The sequence below is a fragment of the Stenotrophomonas sp. STM01 genome, from assembly GCF_014852135.1.
Classification (GTDB): Bacteria; Pseudomonadota; Gammaproteobacteria; order Xanthomonadales; family Xanthomonadaceae; genus Stenotrophomonas; species Stenotrophomonas capsici.
In genome coordinates, this window is record NZ_JACVBA010000001.1 from 878,153 (window position 1) to 893,483 (window position 15,331).

At 68.4% G+C, this 15,331-nt stretch carries 13 protein-coding genes; 7 read left to right on the forward strand and 6 right to left on the reverse strand.

Annotated features, from left to right (window positions below; all coding sequences use genetic code 11):
- The first annotated feature begins 60 nt into the window (after window positions 1-60).
- Together mfd and IB227_RS04040 are read left to right on the forward strand one after the other, a co-directional pair.
- Entirely contained in the window at window positions 61-3,621 is a 3,561-nt protein-coding gene (mfd, locus tag IB227_RS04035; protein WP_192286394.1) for a transcription-repair coupling factor, read from the forward strand.
- 94 nt (window positions 3,622-3,715) lie between these two features.
- Complete coding sequence (locus tag IB227_RS04040; RefSeq protein WP_192286395.1) at window positions 3,716-4,333, forward strand: HD domain-containing phosphohydrolase; 618 nt, start codon at window positions 3,716-3,718, stop codon at window positions 4,331-4,333.
- Here IB227_RS04040 and cls read toward each other — a convergent pair.
- Window positions 4,330-5,841: a cardiolipin synthase gene (gene cls / locus IB227_RS04045; RefSeq protein ID WP_192286396.1), complete on the reverse strand. Its 1,512-nt coding sequence runs from the start codon at window positions 5,839-5,841 to the stop codon at window positions 4,330-4,332. The two genes, IB227_RS04040 and cls, sit on opposite strands and share 4 nt — an antisense overlap.
- A 188-nt stretch (window positions 5,842-6,029) precedes the next feature.
- Between cls and IB227_RS04050 the strand changes: the two genes are divergently transcribed.
- Window positions 6,030-6,242 carry a ParD-like family protein gene (locus IB227_RS04050; RefSeq protein WP_132864621.1) on the forward strand — a complete coding sequence of 71 codons (213 nt, stop codon included), beginning with the start codon at window positions 6,030-6,032 and terminating at the stop codon, window positions 6,240-6,242.
- Complete coding sequence (gene map, locus IB227_RS04055; RefSeq protein ID WP_192286397.1) at window positions 6,239-7,030, forward strand: type I methionyl aminopeptidase; 792 nt, start codon at window positions 6,239-6,241, stop codon at window positions 7,028-7,030. The genes IB227_RS04050 and map overlap by 4 nt, the downstream gene beginning before the upstream one ends.
- Window positions 7,031-7,191: 161 nt before the next feature.
- Here map and IB227_RS04060 read toward each other — a convergent pair whose 3' ends face one another.
- The 3 genes from IB227_RS04060 to IB227_RS04070 form a co-directional block, all read right to left on the reverse strand.
- Window positions 7,192-9,285 (reverse strand): M13 family metallopeptidase, encoded by a 2,094-nt coding sequence (locus IB227_RS04060; RefSeq protein WP_192286398.1) that lies wholly within the window; start codon window positions 9,283-9,285, stop codon window positions 7,192-7,194.
- A gap of 111 nt (window positions 9,286-9,396) precedes the next feature.
- On the reverse strand, window positions 9,397-10,398 hold the full coding sequence (locus IB227_RS04065) for a hypothetical protein (protein ID WP_192286399.1): 1,002 nt from the start codon (window positions 10,396-10,398) through the stop codon (window positions 9,397-9,399).
- Window positions 10,388-10,942: a sigma-70 family RNA polymerase sigma factor gene (locus IB227_RS04070; protein WP_192286400.1), complete on the reverse strand. Its 555-nt coding sequence runs from the start codon at window positions 10,940-10,942 to the stop codon at window positions 10,388-10,390. The genes IB227_RS04065 and IB227_RS04070 overlap by 11 nt, the downstream gene beginning before the upstream one ends.
- A gap of 127 nt (window positions 10,943-11,069) precedes the next feature.
- Between IB227_RS04070 and IB227_RS04075 the strand changes: the two genes are divergently transcribed.
- The 3 genes from IB227_RS04075 (at window position 11,070) to IB227_RS04085 (ending at window position 13,086) form a co-directional block, all read left to right on the forward strand.
- Window positions 11,070-11,741: a hypothetical protein gene (locus IB227_RS04075; RefSeq protein WP_192286401.1), complete on the forward strand. Its 672-nt coding sequence runs from the start codon at window positions 11,070-11,072 to the stop codon at window positions 11,739-11,741.
- The gene (locus tag IB227_RS04080; protein WP_192286402.1) at window positions 11,738-12,328 is read left to right on the forward strand and encodes a cytochrome b/b6 domain-containing protein; all 591 of its coding nucleotides are present in this window, start codon (window positions 11,738-11,740) and stop codon (window positions 12,326-12,328) included. The genes IB227_RS04075 and IB227_RS04080 overlap by 4 nt, the downstream gene beginning before the upstream one ends.
- Window positions 12,329-12,474: 146 nt before the next feature.
- A complete protein-coding gene (locus tag IB227_RS04085; protein ID WP_192286403.1) occupies window positions 12,475-13,086 on the forward strand; it encodes an HAD family hydrolase in 612 nt (203 codons plus the stop codon).
- 151 nt (window positions 13,087-13,237) lie between these two features.
- Here the strand turns inward: IB227_RS04085 and IB227_RS04090 are convergent, their stop codons facing one another.
- Complete coding sequence (locus IB227_RS04090; RefSeq protein ID WP_192286404.1) at window positions 13,238-14,377, reverse strand: MFS transporter; 1,140 nt, start codon at window positions 14,375-14,377, stop codon at window positions 13,238-13,240.
- 59 nt (window positions 14,378-14,436) lie between these two features.
- The gene (locus IB227_RS04095; RefSeq protein ID WP_192286405.1) at window positions 14,437-15,225 is read right to left on the reverse strand and encodes a DeoR/GlpR family DNA-binding transcription regulator; all 789 of its coding nucleotides are present in this window, start codon (window positions 15,223-15,225) and stop codon (window positions 14,437-14,439) included.
- Window positions 15,226-15,331 lie beyond the last annotated feature (106 nt).

Below are 15,331 nucleotides of genomic sequence, written 5' to 3' on the forward strand. Positions count from 1 at the left end.
CCTGCGCCACAGCGCCGTCGCGGCGGTCCCCGGCAGGTGGTCTGTTAAGATCGGCGGTCCATGTCAGCCCACCCCTACCCCATTCCGCCGCTGCCCCGTTCGGGCCAGCTCCGCGCCTGGTGGCGCGCCCCGGCATCCAGCACCGCCCTGGCCTGGCACGTGGCCCGTGCCGCGGACGTGCATGGCAAGCCGCTGTTGCTGGTCACCCGCGACAACCAGAGCGCCAACCAGGCCGTCGCCGACCTGCAGACCCTGCTAGGCACCGGTCCCGGCGTGCTGCCGGTGCTGTCGTTCCCGGACTGGGAAACCCTGCCCTACGACCAGTTCAGCCCGCACCCGGACATCATTTCCCAGCGCCTGGCCGCGTTGCACCACCTGCCCACGCTGACCCGCGGCATCGTGGTGGTGCCGGTGCAGACGTTGCTGCAACGGCTGGCCCCGCTGAGCTACATCGTCGGTGGCAGCTTCGACCTGAAGGTCGGCCAGCGCCTGGACATGGACGCGGAAAAGCGCCGGCTGGAAAGCGCCGGCTACCGCAACGTCGGCCAGGTGATGGACCCGGGCGACTTCGCCGTGCGCGGTGGCCTGCTCGACGTCTACCCGATGGGCGCCGAGGCTCCGCTGCGCATCGAGCTGCTGGACGAGGACATCGATTCCATCCGCGCCTTCGACCCCGAGTCGCAGCGCTCGCTGGACAAGGTGGACGCGGTGAAGATGCTGCCCGGCCGCGAAGTACCGATGGACGAAGCCAGCCTGGCGCGCGTCCAGGCCGCGCTGCGCGAACGCTTCGACGTCGACACCCGGCGCAGCCCGCTCTACCAGGACCTGAAGGCCGGCGTGCTGCCCTCCGGCATCGAGTACTTCCTGCCGTTGTTCTTCGACAGGACCGCGACCCTGTTCGACTACCTGCCCAGTGGTTTCCTGACCGTGGTCGGTACCGGCGTGGCCGAGGCCTCCGACGCGTTCTGGACGCAGACCGGCAGCCGCTACGAACAGCGTCGCCACGACATCGACCGGCCGCTGCTGCCGCCGGAGGAGATCTACCAGTCGCCGGACAACCTGCGCGAGCAGTTCAACAAGCAGCCGCGCGTGGAAGTATGGCCGGCCGACCATCCGCGCATCGCCGAGGCGCAGCCGCTGGGCGACCAGCCGCTGCCGCCGCTGCCGGTCGCCGCCAAGGATGCCCCCGCCGGCCAGGCACTGAAGTCCTTCATCGACAACTATCCCGGCCGGGTGCTGATCGCCGCCGACTCGCCGGGGCGCCGCGAGGCGCTGCTGGAAGTCCTGCAGGCCGCCGAGCTACGCCCGCCGGTGGTCGCGGACTTCACCGCGTTTCTCCCTTCCCCGCTCGGCGGAAGCGGGCCGGAGGGGCCGGAGGGAGGGCGTGCCAATGGCAAGAGCAAGCGCGCCGCCCTCCCGGAAGGAGACGGGCTTGCCAGGTTCGCCATCACCGTCGCGCCGCTGGACGACGGCTTCGCCCTGACCGAGCCGCCGCTGGCCGTGCTCACCGAGCGCCAGCTGTTCCCCGAGCGTGCCGGCCACGCACGGCGGACCCGCCGTGCCGGGCGCGAGCCGGAAGCGATCATCCGCGACCTCGGCGAGCTGACCGAAGGCGCGCCCATCGTCCATGAGGACCATGGCGTCGGCCGCTACCGCGGCCTGATCGCGATGGACGTGGGCGGCATGCCAGGCGAGTTCCTCGACATCGAGTACGCCAAGGGCGACCGCCTGTACGTGCCGGTCGCGCAGCTGCACCTGATCAGCCGCTACTCCGGCGCCTCGCCGGAAACCGCGCCGCTGCACTCGCTCGGCGGCGAGCAATGGACCAAGGCCAAGCGCAAGGCCGCCGAGAAGGTGCGCGACGTCGCCGCCGAGCTGCTGGAGATCCAGGCCCGCCGCCAGGCCCGCGCCGGATTGGCGCTGGACATCGACCGCGCCATGTACGAACCGTTCGCCGCAGGCTTCCCGTTCGAGGAAACCCCCGACCAGCTGGCCGCGATCGAAGCCACCCTGCGCGACCTGCAATCCAGCCAGCCGATGGACCGCGTGGTCTGCGGCGACGTCGGCTTCGGCAAGACCGAGGTCGCCGTGCGCGCCGCCTTCGCCGCCGCCAGCGGTGGCAAGCAGGTGGCGGTGCTGGTGCCGACCACGCTGCTGGCCGAGCAGCACTACCGCAACTTCCGCGACCGCTTCGCCGATTACCCGCTCAAGGTGGAAGTGCTCTCGCGCTTCAAGAGCACCAAGGAAATCAAGGCCGAGCTGGACAAGGTGGCCGAAGGCACCATCGACGTGATCGTCGGCACCCACCGGCTGCTGCAGCCGGACGTGAAGTTCAAGGACCTGGGCCTGGTCATCGTCGACGAGGAACAGCGCTTCGGCGTGCGCCAGAAGGAAGCCCTCAAGGCGATGCGCGCCAACGTGCACCTGCTCACGCTCACCGCCACGCCGATCCCGCGCACGCTCAACATGGCCATGGCCGGCCTGCGCGACCTGTCGATCATCGCCACGCCGCCGCCGAACCGGCTGGCGGTCAAGACCTTCATCACCGCCTGGGACAACGCGCAGCTGCGCGAGGCGTTCCAGCGCGAACTCGCGCGCGGCGGCCAGCTGTACTTCCTGCACAACGACGTGGAAAGCATGGGACGGATGCAGCGCGAGCTGTCCGAGCTGGTACCCGAGGCGCGCATCGGCATGGCCCACGGCCAGATGCCCGAGCGCGAACTGGAGCGGGTGATGCTGGATTTCCAGAAGCAGCGCTTCAACGTGCTGCTGGCCAGCACCATCATCGAGTCGGGCATCGACATCCCCAACGCCAACACCATCATCATCAACCGCGCCGACCGCTTCGGCCTGGCCCAGCTGCACCAGCTGCGTGGCCGCGTCGGTCGCTCGCACCACCGCGCCTATGCCTACCTGCTGGTGCCGGACAAGCGTTCGATGACGCCTGATGCGGAGAAGCGCCTGGAAGCGATCGCCTCGATGGACGAACTCGGTGCCGGTTTCACCCTGGCCACGCACGACCTGGAAATCCGCGGTGCCGGCGAACTGCTCGGCGAGGACCAGAGCGGGCAGATGGCCGAGGTCGGCTTCAGCCTGTACACCGAGCTGCTGGAACGCGCGGTGCGCTCGATCAAGGCCGGCAAGCTGCCCGACCTGGACACTGGACAGGAAGTGCGCGGCGCCGAGGTCGAGCTGCATGTACCTGCCCTGATCCCGGACGACTACCTGCCGGACGTGCACACCCGCCTGACGCTGTACAAGCGCATTTCCAGCGCGCGTGACAGCATCGCCCTGCGCGAGCTGCAGGTGGAGATGATCGACCGCTTCGGCCTGCTGCCGGACCCGGTCAAGCACCTGTTCGCGATCGCCGAACTGAAGCTGCAGGCCAACACGCTGGGCATCCGCAAACTGGAACTGGGCGAGAACGGCGGCCGGATCGTGTTCGAGGCGCAGCCCAACATCGACCCGATGGCGGTGATCCAGCTGATCCAGAAGCAGCCCAAGCTCTACCAGATGGACGGCCCGGACAAGCTGCGCATCAAGCATCCGTTGCCGGAGAGCGCGGACCGCTTCAACGCGGCACGAGCGCTGCTGACCACATTGCATCCCGGCAGTTCCTGAACGGGGAAAATCGTGAAATTTGCGTGAAAGGGGAGGCGTGCGGAAAATGCCCCCCTTCCCTTTCGCCGCGCCCTGTCCCGCAACCCGATACCGCATGTCGCCGATCAGCACGCCCGTGGGCCTGTCCCTTCCGCCGGATGACCCGTCCTGCACGATCACCGTGCTGGCCGCGGCGCTGGACCAGCGCGACAGCTACACCGACCACCACTGCGACCGCGTCTCGCGGCTGGCACACGCGATGGGGCGCCACTGCGGCCTGGACGAGGAACGCCTCGGGCATCTGGTGCTGGCCGCGCGCTTCCACGACGTGGGCAAGATCGGCGTGCGCGACGACGTGCTGCTGCACCCGGGCAAGCTTGATGACCCACGGCTGTCGGCCATGCGCACTCACCCAGAGCGCGGTGCGCGGCTGTTCCTGGCCACCGGCCGCGACGACGCCCTCCAGGTGGCCGCACTGATCCGCCACCACCACGAAGCGTGGGATGGCAGCGGCTACCCGCATGGCCTACAGGGCGAGGAAATCCCGATGGAATCGCGCATCCTCACCATCGTCGATGGTTTCGACGCGATGACGTCCGAGCGTCCCTACCGCGGGCCGATGCCGGCCCAGCGCGCCGTCGAACTGCTGTCCAATGAACGCGGCCGGTTGATCGACCCCCGCCTGTTCGGCGAATTCATGGGCCTGATGCGCCAGGGCGAACTGCCGGCCTAGAGCACCGGCGACATCATCGCCACCGCGTTCTGCACCAGCCGTGCGTGCAGCGGCCACTGCCGCACCTGCGGCAGGCTGACCGGGGTCGCCACCTGCAGGTACTTCTGCTGGCGCTGGCGCAGCACGCCGACCACCGCCGGATCGGCGATCAGCAGGTTGTTCTCGAAGTTCAGCTCCAGGCTGCGGCGGTCGATGTTGGCCGAGCCGACCAGCGCCACCTCGCCGTCGAACGTGAGCGACTTGGCATGCAGCAGGCCCAATGGATACTCGTGCACCTGCACGCCGCACTGCAGCAGGTCGGCATAGGTGCTGCGGCTGGTCTGTCCCACCAGCCAGGAATCATTGCGCGCCGGGAAGATCACCTGCGTGGCCACGCCCCGTCGCGGTGCCGCGCACAGCGCGCGCAGGATCGATTCGTCCGGCACGAAGTACGGCGTGGAGATCACCAGTTCGCGGCGCGCGGCGTAGATGCAGGCCACGAACATGTCGGCCATGGCGTTGTGGCGGGTGATCGGCCCGGTCTCGAAGGCCATCGCACGGCTGCCACGGTCGCAGGTGGCTGCCGCACCCCGCGCCGCGTAGCCCTCCATCGCGGTTTCACCGGTTTCCGGAATCCAGCCGCTGAGGAACAGGTACTGCAGCTGGCGCACCACCGGCCCTTCGCAGCGCAGCAGCAGGTCGATCCACGGCGCATAGGCCGGCTTCACCCGGAACTCGGCATCGGCGCAGTTCTGGCTGCCGCAGTAGGCGATGCGGTTGTCGATGACCACGATCTTGCGGTGGTCGCGCAGGTCCATGCGGCTGAAGGCCATGTGCTGCAGGCGGTTGACGTCGTCCAGCGTCTTGAGCAGCGCCACCCCCGCCCCGGCGAGCTGGCGCCAGCGCGGGCCATCGATGAACGCGCGCGAGCCCAACGCATCCACCATCACCCGGCAGGCCACGCCCCGGCGCGCCGCCGCCGCGACCGCATCGGCCACCCGCCCGCCGGCGCCATCGTCCAGCCAGATGTAGAAGGCGATGTGCACGCTCTCGGTGGCGCGATCGATGTCGGCGACCAATGTCGCCATCGCGGCCCGGCAATCGGCCACCGGATCATCGGCGGCGCTCCCCTCGGCACCCAGCAACGCGATGCGGTTGCCCGCCTGTGCGTGGAAGCCGTTGATCGAATGCGCCAGCTCGAACAGGGGCGCGATGTTGTCGGCCAATGCGGCATCCGGGCCAGCCACCGGCTGTCCCGGGTCGGCCTCGTGCAGGCGGCTCATGTTGTGCCGCACCTGCTGCAAGCGCCGGAACCGTGAACGGCCAATGCTGGTTTCGCCCAGCAGCAGGTAGGCCACCATGCCGACCAACGGCGCCAGCATGATCACCGCCACCCAGGCCGCGCGCGACGCCGGCGCACGGTTCGGCCGGGTCAACGCCCGCGCCGCGGTCAGCAGGTGCGCGATGAAAACCAGCACCGTGCCACCCAGCTGCAGCAGGCCCTGCCAGTTGCCAGGATCGAACGTCATTGCCCCCTCTCTCCCCGAACTCGCCTGCGCTGCCGGACGGCGACATCCATAGCATGCGACCGGTGTTGCCGCTGTCGGCGTACTGCAAGCGCGGCCGCCGTCATGGCCATGGCGCTTGACCGATGGCCGGTCGCAGTGAATATATGATTCATATATACTCCATATAAACCTCCCGGGAGATGACCCGCATGGGCATCGTGAACATCGACGACGACCTGCACGACAACCTCCGCCGGGCCAGCACGGTATCGGGGCGTTCGATCAATGCCCAGGCCGGCTTCTGGATCCGTATCGGCATGCTCTGCGAGCTCAACCCGCACCTGAGCTACCAGGAACTGGTCGCGCGGGAACTGGCGGCGGCCGGGGTCCGGCCCGCGCCGTTGTTGGCGCCCAGCCCATGATCAAGCAACCCCACGAACTGGCCCTGATGGCCGAATCCGGCCGCCTGCTGGCATCGGTGTTCGAAGCGCTGGACCGGTTGCCGCTGGAAGGCCTGAGCACCCTGCAGGTCAACGACTGGGTCGAGCGCTTCATCGTGCAGGAACTGAAGGCCCGCCCGGCCAGCAAGGGGCAATACGGCTTTGCCTATGTGCTCAACAGTTCCATCGACAACGTGGTCTGCCATGGCATTCCCTCCGCCTCGGACATCCTGCGCGAGGGCAGCATCGTCAACCTCGACATCACCCTGGAGAAGAACGGCTACATCGCCGATTCCAGCAAGATGTACCTGATCGGCGAGGTCAGCCATGCCGCGCGCCGGCTGGTCAATGCCACCCGCGAAGCGATGTGGAAAGGCATCGCCAGCGTGCGCCCCGGCGCGACGCTGGGTGACATCGGCTTCGCCATCCAGCGCCATGCCAAGGATGCCGGCTATTCGGTGGTCAAGGAGTACTGCGGGCACGGCATCGGCCGCGAGATGCACGAGGAGCCGCAGGTGCTGCACTACGGCCATCGCGGCGCCGGCCTGGCGCTGGAGCCGGGCATGACCTTCACCATCGAGCCGATGATCAACCAGGGCCGCGCCGCCATCGACAGCAGCGACGATGGCTGGACCGTCACCACCCGCGACGGCAAGTTGTCCGCGCAATGCGAGCACACCGTCGAGGTCACCGACAGCGGCGTGCGCGTGCTCACCCTGCGCACGGAGGAGCGCGCGTTGGCCGAGCGCCTGCTGGGCAAGGCCGGCTGAGTTCGACGCCCGGCGCGTCACCCCGCAGCATGCTCCTGCAGTCGAGGCGATCTGCGCGACGAAGACCGCACGAGCGGAACGCCACGCGTCACCCGACGAAAGAAGGCCCGGCAATGCCGGGCCTTCTTCGTTCCACTCACGCCATCATGCTGGCGTGCCGGTTACCAGATCACCACGCGCTTGTCGTCGGCGCGCACCATCGCATCGCCGGCCTTGCACTGGAACGCGGCCGCGAACGAGGGCATGTTCGACGGTGCGCCGTTGGCGCGGAAGTTGGCCGGTGCGTGCGGATCGGTGTTCAGGCGCACACGCAGCTCGCCGTCGGTGAAGTTGCGGCGCCACACCGTGGCCCAGTTCATGAAGAAGCGCTGGTCCTGGGTGTAGCCGTCCACCGGTACATTGGCCTTCGGGTCTTCCTTCAGCGCCATCTGCAGCGCGTCGTAGGCCACGGTCAGGCCGCCGAGGTCACCGATGTTCTCGCCCAGGGTGAGCTTGCCCTTCACGTTCACGCCCGGCAGTGCCTCGTAGCCATCGAACTGGGCGACCAGCTGGTCGGTGCGGCTGGTGAAGGCCGTGCGGTCGGCATCGGTCCACCAGTTGTCGAAATTGCCGTTGGCGGCGAACTGGCTGCCCGAGTCGTCGTAGCCGTGCATCATCTCGTGGCCGATCACCGCGCCGATGCCGCCGTAGTTCAAGGCCGGGTCGGCCTTGGCGTCGAAGAACGGCGGCTGCAGGATGGCGGCCGGAAACACGATCTCGTTCTTGGTGGCGTTGTAGTAGGCATTCACCGTCTGCGGAGTCATGCCCCACTCGGTCCGGTCCACCGGCTTGCCGATCTTGCCCAGCATGTAGCGGTAGTTGAACGCGCGCGCGGCCTGCACGTTGGCCAGGTAGTCCTCGCCATTGGTGGCCAGGCCCGACCAGTCACGCCACTTGTCCGGATAACCGATCTTCGGGGTGAAGCTGGCCCACTTCTCCAGCGCCTTCTTCCTGGTTTCCTCGCCCATCCACGGCAGCGTTTCCAGCCGCGCCTTCAGCGCCACCGACAGGTTTTCCACCAGGTGCTGCATGGCCACCTTGGACTCGGCCGGGAACACCGCATCCACGTACAGCTGGCCCAATGCCTCGCCCATCGAGGCGTTCACGGCCTCCAGCACGCGCTTCCAGCGCGGCTGCATTTCCTGCTGGCCACGCAGGGTCTTGCTGAAGAAGTCGAAATTGGCCTGCTCGAAGTTCCGGCTCAGGTACGGTGCGGCGTCATCCACGGCGTGGAAGCGCAGGTAGGCCTGCCAGGTGCTGGCTGGCACGTCGGCGAGCATGCTGTTCACTTCGGCGAAGAAGCCCGGTTGGGCCAGCGAGAACTTGTCCTTGGCCGGGATCTGCAGGGTGTCGAACAGCGCGGTCCAGCTGAAGTTCGGGGTCTGCTTGTCGGCGTCGGCGGCACTGAGCGGGTTGTAACGCTTGGCCGGGTCGCGCAGCTCGATGCGCGACAGCGAGGCCTTGGCCAGGCGGGTTTCAAACGCCATCACTGCATTGGCCTGCTCCTTGGCCTGCGCGGCATCCACGCCGGACAGGGTCAGCAGCTGTTCGATGTAGGCCACGTAGGCCGCGCGGATCGCGGCCTGCGATTCGTCGAAGTAGTAGCCCTTCTCCGGCAGGCCCAGCCCGCCCTGGCCGACATAGGCGATGACGTTGGCCGAGTCCTTGAAGTCCGGGCTGGCATACAGCGCGAACAGCCCGCCATTGCCGCGCGCGAAGCTGTCGCGCAGGTAGCCGCCGATGGCGGCGGTGTCGTTCAGTGCGGCGATCTTGTCCAGTTCCGGCTGCAGTGGCGTGATGCCTGCCGCTTCGATCGCGGCCTCGTTGTTGCCTGTCTTCCAGATGTCGCCGATCTTGGCCTCGTTCGAACCGGCCGCGGCCTTGCCGTTGGCGGCCTGCTCGACCAGCGCATGCTGCACTTCCAGCGAGCGCTCGCGCAGGATCTCGAAGCTGCCCCAGGTCACCTGGTCACCCGGCACCGGGTTGGCGGCCAGCCACTTGCTGTTGACGAAGCCGTTGAGGTCGGCGCAGGCCTGCACGGCCGGATCCAGGTCGGCGGCGTTGAGCGAGATCAGCGCGGTCTTCAGCTGCGACGCGTCGAACGCCGGCTTGGCGTCGGCGGCCGGGGTGGCGGGAACCTCGGTCTTGCCGCAGGCGGCAAGCGAAGCGGCGATGGCGACCGTCAGCGACAACGGGACAAGCTTGTAAAACGACATGGACATCTCCGGGCCAAACAGGGAAAGGCGCCGCAGGCACGTGCGGCGCAGCTTGGGAGCGTAGGGCATACCGGTCCGCAACGGGATCGGCCGAAGGTCACAGCGCGTGGCTCATCCCAACGCGTCGCGCCAATTCAGCCACCATGCCTTCGGCGGCCGCGGCACCTGCTCCCACCAGCGGTTCATGGCATGCACGCTGCCCTGCTGCCAGGCCTGGCGGTGGGCCGGATCCGGGACCGTTTCACCGAACATCGCTGCCAGGCGCGGATACAGCGGCCCCGACGCCAGCGCCGGGTAGCGGGTCAGCAGGGTGAGTATGGTGAAGCGATCATCGTCGGTCGCGCGCTCGGCCACCTGCGCCTCGACACCGGTCACGCGCTCGCCCTTGGCCATTGCCAGGTCCAACTGCTCGACCCGTGCCGCGAACGCGACGCTTGCCGTCTCGGCCAGCGGAATGCCGCTGCGCGACGCATCAAAGCGCAGATGCGAGCCAGCCGGCACCAGGGTTTCCTGCCCCTGCACGCGGTGCATCACCCAGCCACTGAGCACACGGATGTCGCCTTCGCCCTGGAGATTGCGCTGCATTTCGAACGCGCAGCCCAGGTCCACGGTTTCGGCATCACCGGCGGCAATGCCGAAGTGGCCCGGTGGTGCCCAGATGCGGGCACGCACCCGGCCGTCCAGCAATTCCAGGCGGTGATGCCCGGCGCGCGTGTCGACCAGCCGGACCCGCGTCCCCGGCAACACCTGCATGCGGCCGATGCGGGCCACTTGGACGGTGGCGGTTTCCCCTGCCGAGGTCGCCAGCATCTGCCCGACCCGCAGCGTGCGCGGCAGCGCCGGGGCGTCGGTTTCAACCGCCCAATCGTGGTGCTCGCTCCATTGCAGCCGCCACGGCAACCACGCCGCGATCCCGACCGCACAGGCCACCAGCACCGCGGCCATCGCCAGGGCAGGCCGCCGCCAGCGCGGCGCGCGCCATGTGGGGGGCAGCGCCCAGGCCTGTCCTTCGGCCGGCACATGCCGGTAGCGGCCCAGCAGCGCTTCAAGCCGCACCAGTTCGTCGTCACCCGGCAACGTGGGATCCCACAGCGGGTCTGGCCTATCCACCATCGTTGTTCTCCTCCTGCCGCTGCGCGATGCCCAGCGCCTCGCGCAGCCGGCCCATGCCGCGGTGCAGGTTGACCCGGACCGACTGCGGCGTCAGCCCGGTGAGCGCGGCGATCTCCGCGCCACTCAGGCCTTCGACCAGGCGCAGGATCAGTGTCTCGCGATAGGCCAGCGGCAACGCGCGGATGGCCTGCAGTGCCTCGCCGGCCTGGGCCATCGATTCCGGCCCGACCCCACCCCAGGGCGGATCGGCGCAGTCGCCGATGGCCACGGTTTCGACCGTTGCCGCCGGCCGCATGCGGCGCGCGATCATCGCGATCCATGGCCCGAAACGCTCCGGTTCACGCAGTTGGTCCAGCCGGGCGAATGCCAGCACGAAGGTTTCCTGGGTCAGGTCGTCCACCCGCGCACGCGCCACCGCGCCCAGGTGGATGGCATGCACCAGTGGCGCGAAGCTGCGGTACAGCCAGGCGTAGGCCGCCTGCGATCCGCGCCGGGCGTCCTGCACCTGCCGTGCGATGTCCTGTGGCGGAAGCGCGGGCTTCATGTCCTTGGGGATCGGGGGTGACCTGGATCAAGAGGGTAGCCGGGGCCGAAGCGTTAACACATGTCCGGCGGTTAACGCTTCGATCGGGCGAACGCTCCTGATCGACACGCCGCTCCGGAGAACCGTCATGCCCTGCTCCCCTTTTCCACTGGCCGGCCCCGTGCTCCTCAGCGTGCGCGGCGGTGCCTTGTTGATGCTGCTGGCCGCTTGCGCCCGCGCCGATGCCGGCCCGCCCCCGGTGGTCGGCCTGCCCTGCGAAGACTGCGAGGTCGCCTTGATCGGCCTGCCCGACGCTCCGCCCGTCGTGATGCACCTGGCGCCGGACACCGAGCCGGGCGAACGGCTGCGCCTGCAGGGCCGGGTGAGCGATGCACGCGGACGGCCGCGCGCGGGCGTGATCGTGTATGCCCACCAGACCAACCGCGACGGCATCTACCCGGGCGAACGCAGTGATCCCGACCCCGGTGTCCGCCGTCATGGCCGGCTGCGCGGCTGGGCCACCACGGCATCGGACGGAAGCTACCGCTTCGACACGATACGCCCGGGCAGCTACCCGGGAACGCGGATGCCGCAACACATCCACCTGTACATCATCGAGCCCGGCTGTGCGCTGTACTACATCGACGATGTGCTGTTCAGCGATGATCCCCACCTCACCGCCGCCGTCGCACGCAAGGCCGACCTTCGCCGGGGTGGCAGCGGCATCGTCACCCCTGCAAAGGCTCCCGGTGGCTGGCAGGCCCGCCGCGACATCGTGACCGGCCAGAACATTCCCGGCTATCCGGCATGCCCGGCATGAACGCATCGGCCGTCGAACGGTATCCACTGGTGTTGCGCGTGCTGCATTGGCTGCTGGCGGCGCTGCTGATGCTGCAGCTCGGCCTGGGCCTGGCGGCCGAGCACGCGGTGCCGCCTGCCATCGCCGATCGCCTGCTCGCCGTCCACTTCCCGCTGGGCATCGTGATCCTGTGCCTGATGACCCTGCGCCTTGTGCTGCGCCTGACACTGCACGCACCGGCGGCGCGGCGCGATGAGCCCCGCTGGCGCCAGCACGTGCGGTCAGGCGTGCATGCCGCGCTGTATGTGTTGGTCCTGCTCCTGCCGATCAGCGGCCACGTGATCTGGGTATGGATGGGGGCGGACCGGCACCTGCCGGGCGGCTGGGAAGTGCCCGCCTTCTTCATGCCCCCCGAAGACGAGACCGGGCGTGTCCTTGCCTGGTACGTGCATGTCTACGGCGCATGGTTGTTGCTGGCATTGGTGGTGCTGCACGTAGCCGCTGCATTCCATCGCCAATGGACGCGTGGCGATGGCTTCATCGCACGCCGGATGGGCTGGAGTAGCCAGCCACCGCGCCGTCCATGCACTGCGAAGCGCCGCACCTGACACGCGCGCATCCGTCGCGAATCGTTGCCTGCCGGTAGCCACCGCTTGCCGGCGATGCGGCACATGCATCATGGTTGCGCGGAATGATCCAGCGTGCCGCCTGCGGCTCACGCGCTGGCACACCTGCCTCCCTTGCCTGAACCTCCATGATCAAGACCCTCTTCTTCGACTTCGATGGCGTGTTGACCACCGACCCGAGCGGTTCAGCGACGACGCTGCGCGCGCTCGCCGAGCAGTCCGGCCTGGACGAGCAGGTCCTCTGGGCGGCCATCGAACCCTTCAACCGCGACCTGATCCTGGGCCACACCACCCACGCCCGGATCTGGCCCGATGTCTGTGCACGGCTGGGCACCGCGATTCCCTTCGAACACCTGACCACCGCGTTCCTGCAGACGCCCATCCACCAGCCGGTGCTTGCGCTGGCAAGGGAACTGCGCGCGGAATTCGCCATCGGCATGATCACCGACAACAAGTCCGATCGCATGGATGTGATCGTCAGGCAGCATCGACTGGAGGAGGTCTTCGACCCCATCGTCGTCTCCGCCGAGGTCGGCCACAGCAAGCGTGGGGCGGCAATCTTCCGGGAGGCGCTGCGCCGGGCCGGTGCCGAGGCAAGGACATCCTTGTTCATCGACAACACCCTGCGCAACCTGTACGGCGCGGCAGCCATCGGGATGAAGACCTTGCTGTTCGATGGCACCACGGAAGGTGCCGCGGAACTGCGCAGCGCCCTGCAGCTCATCTTCACCAGCAACTGAAGGACGGCCGAAGCCGGGACCTGCCGTCGTTCGATGAACATCGCACAGGGCAGCGCGGCCGGACCTCATGGCAGCGGCGTACGGCGCAGGCCGGCCAGCATTTCACCCCCCTCATTGGAGGCGGGGAATCTTCCCGACCGGTGACGCAGGCTCAACGCACCCGCAGTGACGCGCCCAGTACCGCCACGCCGGCCAGCGCGGTTGCCGCCAGCAGGAACGCCGCCGGCAGGGACCAGTGCTGGGCAACGAAGCCGATCGAGGCCGGCCCCAGCAACACGCCGGCGTAGCCCAGGGTCGTCACCGCCGGGATCGCCACGCTCTCCGGCATGCGGGTCTGGCGTCCGGCCAGGCTGAACATCACCGGCACGATGTTGGCGCAACCGATACCCACCAGCGCATAGCCCAGCAACGCCGCGCCGAATGCCGGGACCAGCGTCGCCAGGAAGAAACCGCCGCTGCCGACCAGGCCGCCGATCAGCACCGCACGTGCGCTGCCCAACCGGTTGACCAGACCGTCGCCGAACAGGCGCGTCACCGTCATCGCCACGTTGAAGGCGACAAAGCCCCACCCGGCATGCGCGAGCTCCACGCCACGCACCTCGTGCAGGAACACCGCACTCCAGTCCAGCATCGATCCCTCGGCCAGGAAGCTGACGAAGCAGACCAGGCCGATCAGCACCACCACGCCACGCGGCAACGCGAACGCCGCTTCCCCCTGGGGCGCGCGTTCGGTGCGCCAGCAGCGCATCGACGCCACCGTCACCAGCACCACGCCCAGTGCGGTTGCCAGGGTGGCCGCCAACGCACCGGCGCCGGTCGACAGCAGCAACGCCACCAGCGCCGCACCACACAAGGCACCGATGCTGTAGAACGCGTGGAAGCCGGACATCATCGCCCTGCCCGACTCGCGCTCGACGAACACCGCCTGGATGTTCATCACGCAATCCATCGCGCCGATCGCCGCGCCGAATACCAGCAACGAAAGCCCGATCGCCAACGGCGTGGGGGTGAGCGCAAGCAACGGCAGCGCCGCCACGATGATCACCACGGTCACCTGCATCACCGCACGGCAGCCGAAACGCGCTGCCAGCAGGCCGGCCAGCGGCATCGCCAGCAACGAGCCCAGACCCAGGCACAGCAGCACCACGCCCAGCAGGGCGTCATCCAGGCCGGCGCGCACCTTTGCATACGGCACCAGCGGCGCCCAGCAGGAAATGGCGAATCCGGGGACGAAGAAAGCGGCGCGCGTGGCCATCTGTTGGCAACGCTGGAGGGCATGCAGGTCGGTCATGGAAACATCGGCACAGGGGGAGAGAACCGAAGCCGCACGCGGCAACGGGCGAAGATCAATCAGGCCGCGCCGACCGGCACCAGGTGCAGCTGCGCCGGCCCGGCCAGGAACTGCTCGCGCAGCTCGGCGGGCAGGTCGTCGGCAACGACAAGGTGATCCACCTGCGCGAGCGTGCCGATGCGATACGTGGCGCGCATGCCCAGCTTGCCCACGCCTGCGACGATGATGGCCACACCGCTGGCCTGGATCATGGCCTGCTTGAACGCCACTTCTTCGGCATGGATTCCCCAGACACCGGTCTCCGGGTCCACCGCGCAGGTGCCGGGAATACAGATATCCACCTGCAGTTCGGCAAGCTGGCGCTGCGCGATCACGCCGATGGCGCCACCACTTGCCGGATCCACGCGGCCGCCGATCATCACCACCTCGGCGACCGGGTCACCGCACAGCGCCGCGGCGACGGTGGGCGCGTTGGTGATCACGGTGACCGCCTTGCCGCGCAGTGCCTGCGCGATCTCGACATTGGTCGAACCGGCGTCCAGCAGCACGGTCTGCCCCGCTTGCACCAACGATGCCGCATGGCTGGCCAACGCGCTGCGCTCTCCGTCCCGGCGCTGCATGCGTTGTGGCAACCCGTCGAAGTGCGCGGTCGGCAACAGCGCGCCGCCGTATACCCGCCGGCACAGGCCCTTGCCCGCCATGTCGCGCAGGTCACGACGGATGGAATCCTCGGAGACCTCGAAGCGTGCGGCCAGCTCGCTGGCCACTACGCGTCCGTGGGCCTTGAGCAAGGCCAGGATCCGCTGTTGGCGCTCCTGCGGCAGCACCTCGTTGTGGGGGAAATTCATGTGACCCGGCTCCGTTGATCGCGGGAAGCGTTGGGGACGCGCCACGGCTTGCAGCCCGTTCGGCGTCATTGCGACGCCAGCAATCATGCATAAACGCGATTAAACG

What these genes read in the sequence shown, in the direction of transcription:
- IB227_RS04060 (WP_192286398.1), bottom strand. Translation starts at nt 9,285, where the DNA reads ATGTCGTTTTACAAGCTTGTCCCGTTGTCGCTGACGGTCGCCATCGCC.
- map (WP_192286397.1), top strand. Translation starts at nt 6,239, where the DNA reads ATGATCAAGCAACCCCACGAACTGGCCCTGATGGCCGAATCCGGCCGC.
- IB227_RS04075 (WP_192286401.1), top strand. Translation starts at nt 11,070, where the DNA reads ATGCCCTGCTCCCCTTTTCCACTGGCCGGCCCCGTGCTCCTCAGCGTG.
- IB227_RS04050 (WP_132864621.1), top strand. Translation starts at nt 6,030, where the DNA reads ATGGGCATCGTGAACATCGACGACGACCTGCACGACAACCTCCGCCGG.
- IB227_RS04095 (WP_192286405.1), bottom strand. Translation starts at nt 15,225, where the DNA reads ATGAATTTCCCCCACAACGAGGTGCTGCCGCAGGAGCGCCAACAGCGG.
- mfd (WP_192286394.1), top strand. Translation starts at nt 61, where the DNA reads ATGTCAGCCCACCCCTACCCCATTCCGCCGCTGCCCCGTTCGGGCCAG.
- IB227_RS04085 (WP_192286403.1), top strand. Translation starts at nt 12,475, where the DNA reads ATGATCAAGACCCTCTTCTTCGACTTCGATGGCGTGTTGACCACCGAC.
- IB227_RS04090 (WP_192286404.1), bottom strand. Translation starts at nt 14,377, where the DNA reads ATGACCGACCTGCATGCCCTCCAGCGTTGCCAACAGATGGCCACGCGC.
- IB227_RS04080 (WP_192286402.1), top strand. Translation starts at nt 11,738, where the DNA reads ATGAACGCATCGGCCGTCGAACGGTATCCACTGGTGTTGCGCGTGCTG.
- IB227_RS04065 (WP_192286399.1), bottom strand. Translation starts at nt 10,398, where the DNA reads ATGGTGGATAGGCCAGACCCGCTGTGGGATCCCACGTTGCCGGGTGAC.
- cls (WP_192286396.1), bottom strand. Translation starts at nt 5,841, where the DNA reads ATGACGTTCGATCCTGGCAACTGGCAGGGCCTGCTGCAGCTGGGTGGC.
- IB227_RS04040 (WP_192286395.1), top strand. Translation starts at nt 3,716, where the DNA reads ATGTCGCCGATCAGCACGCCCGTGGGCCTGTCCCTTCCGCCGGATGAC.
- IB227_RS04070 (WP_192286400.1), bottom strand. Translation starts at nt 10,942, where the DNA reads ATGAAGCCCGCGCTTCCGCCACAGGACATCGCACGGCAGGTGCAGGAC.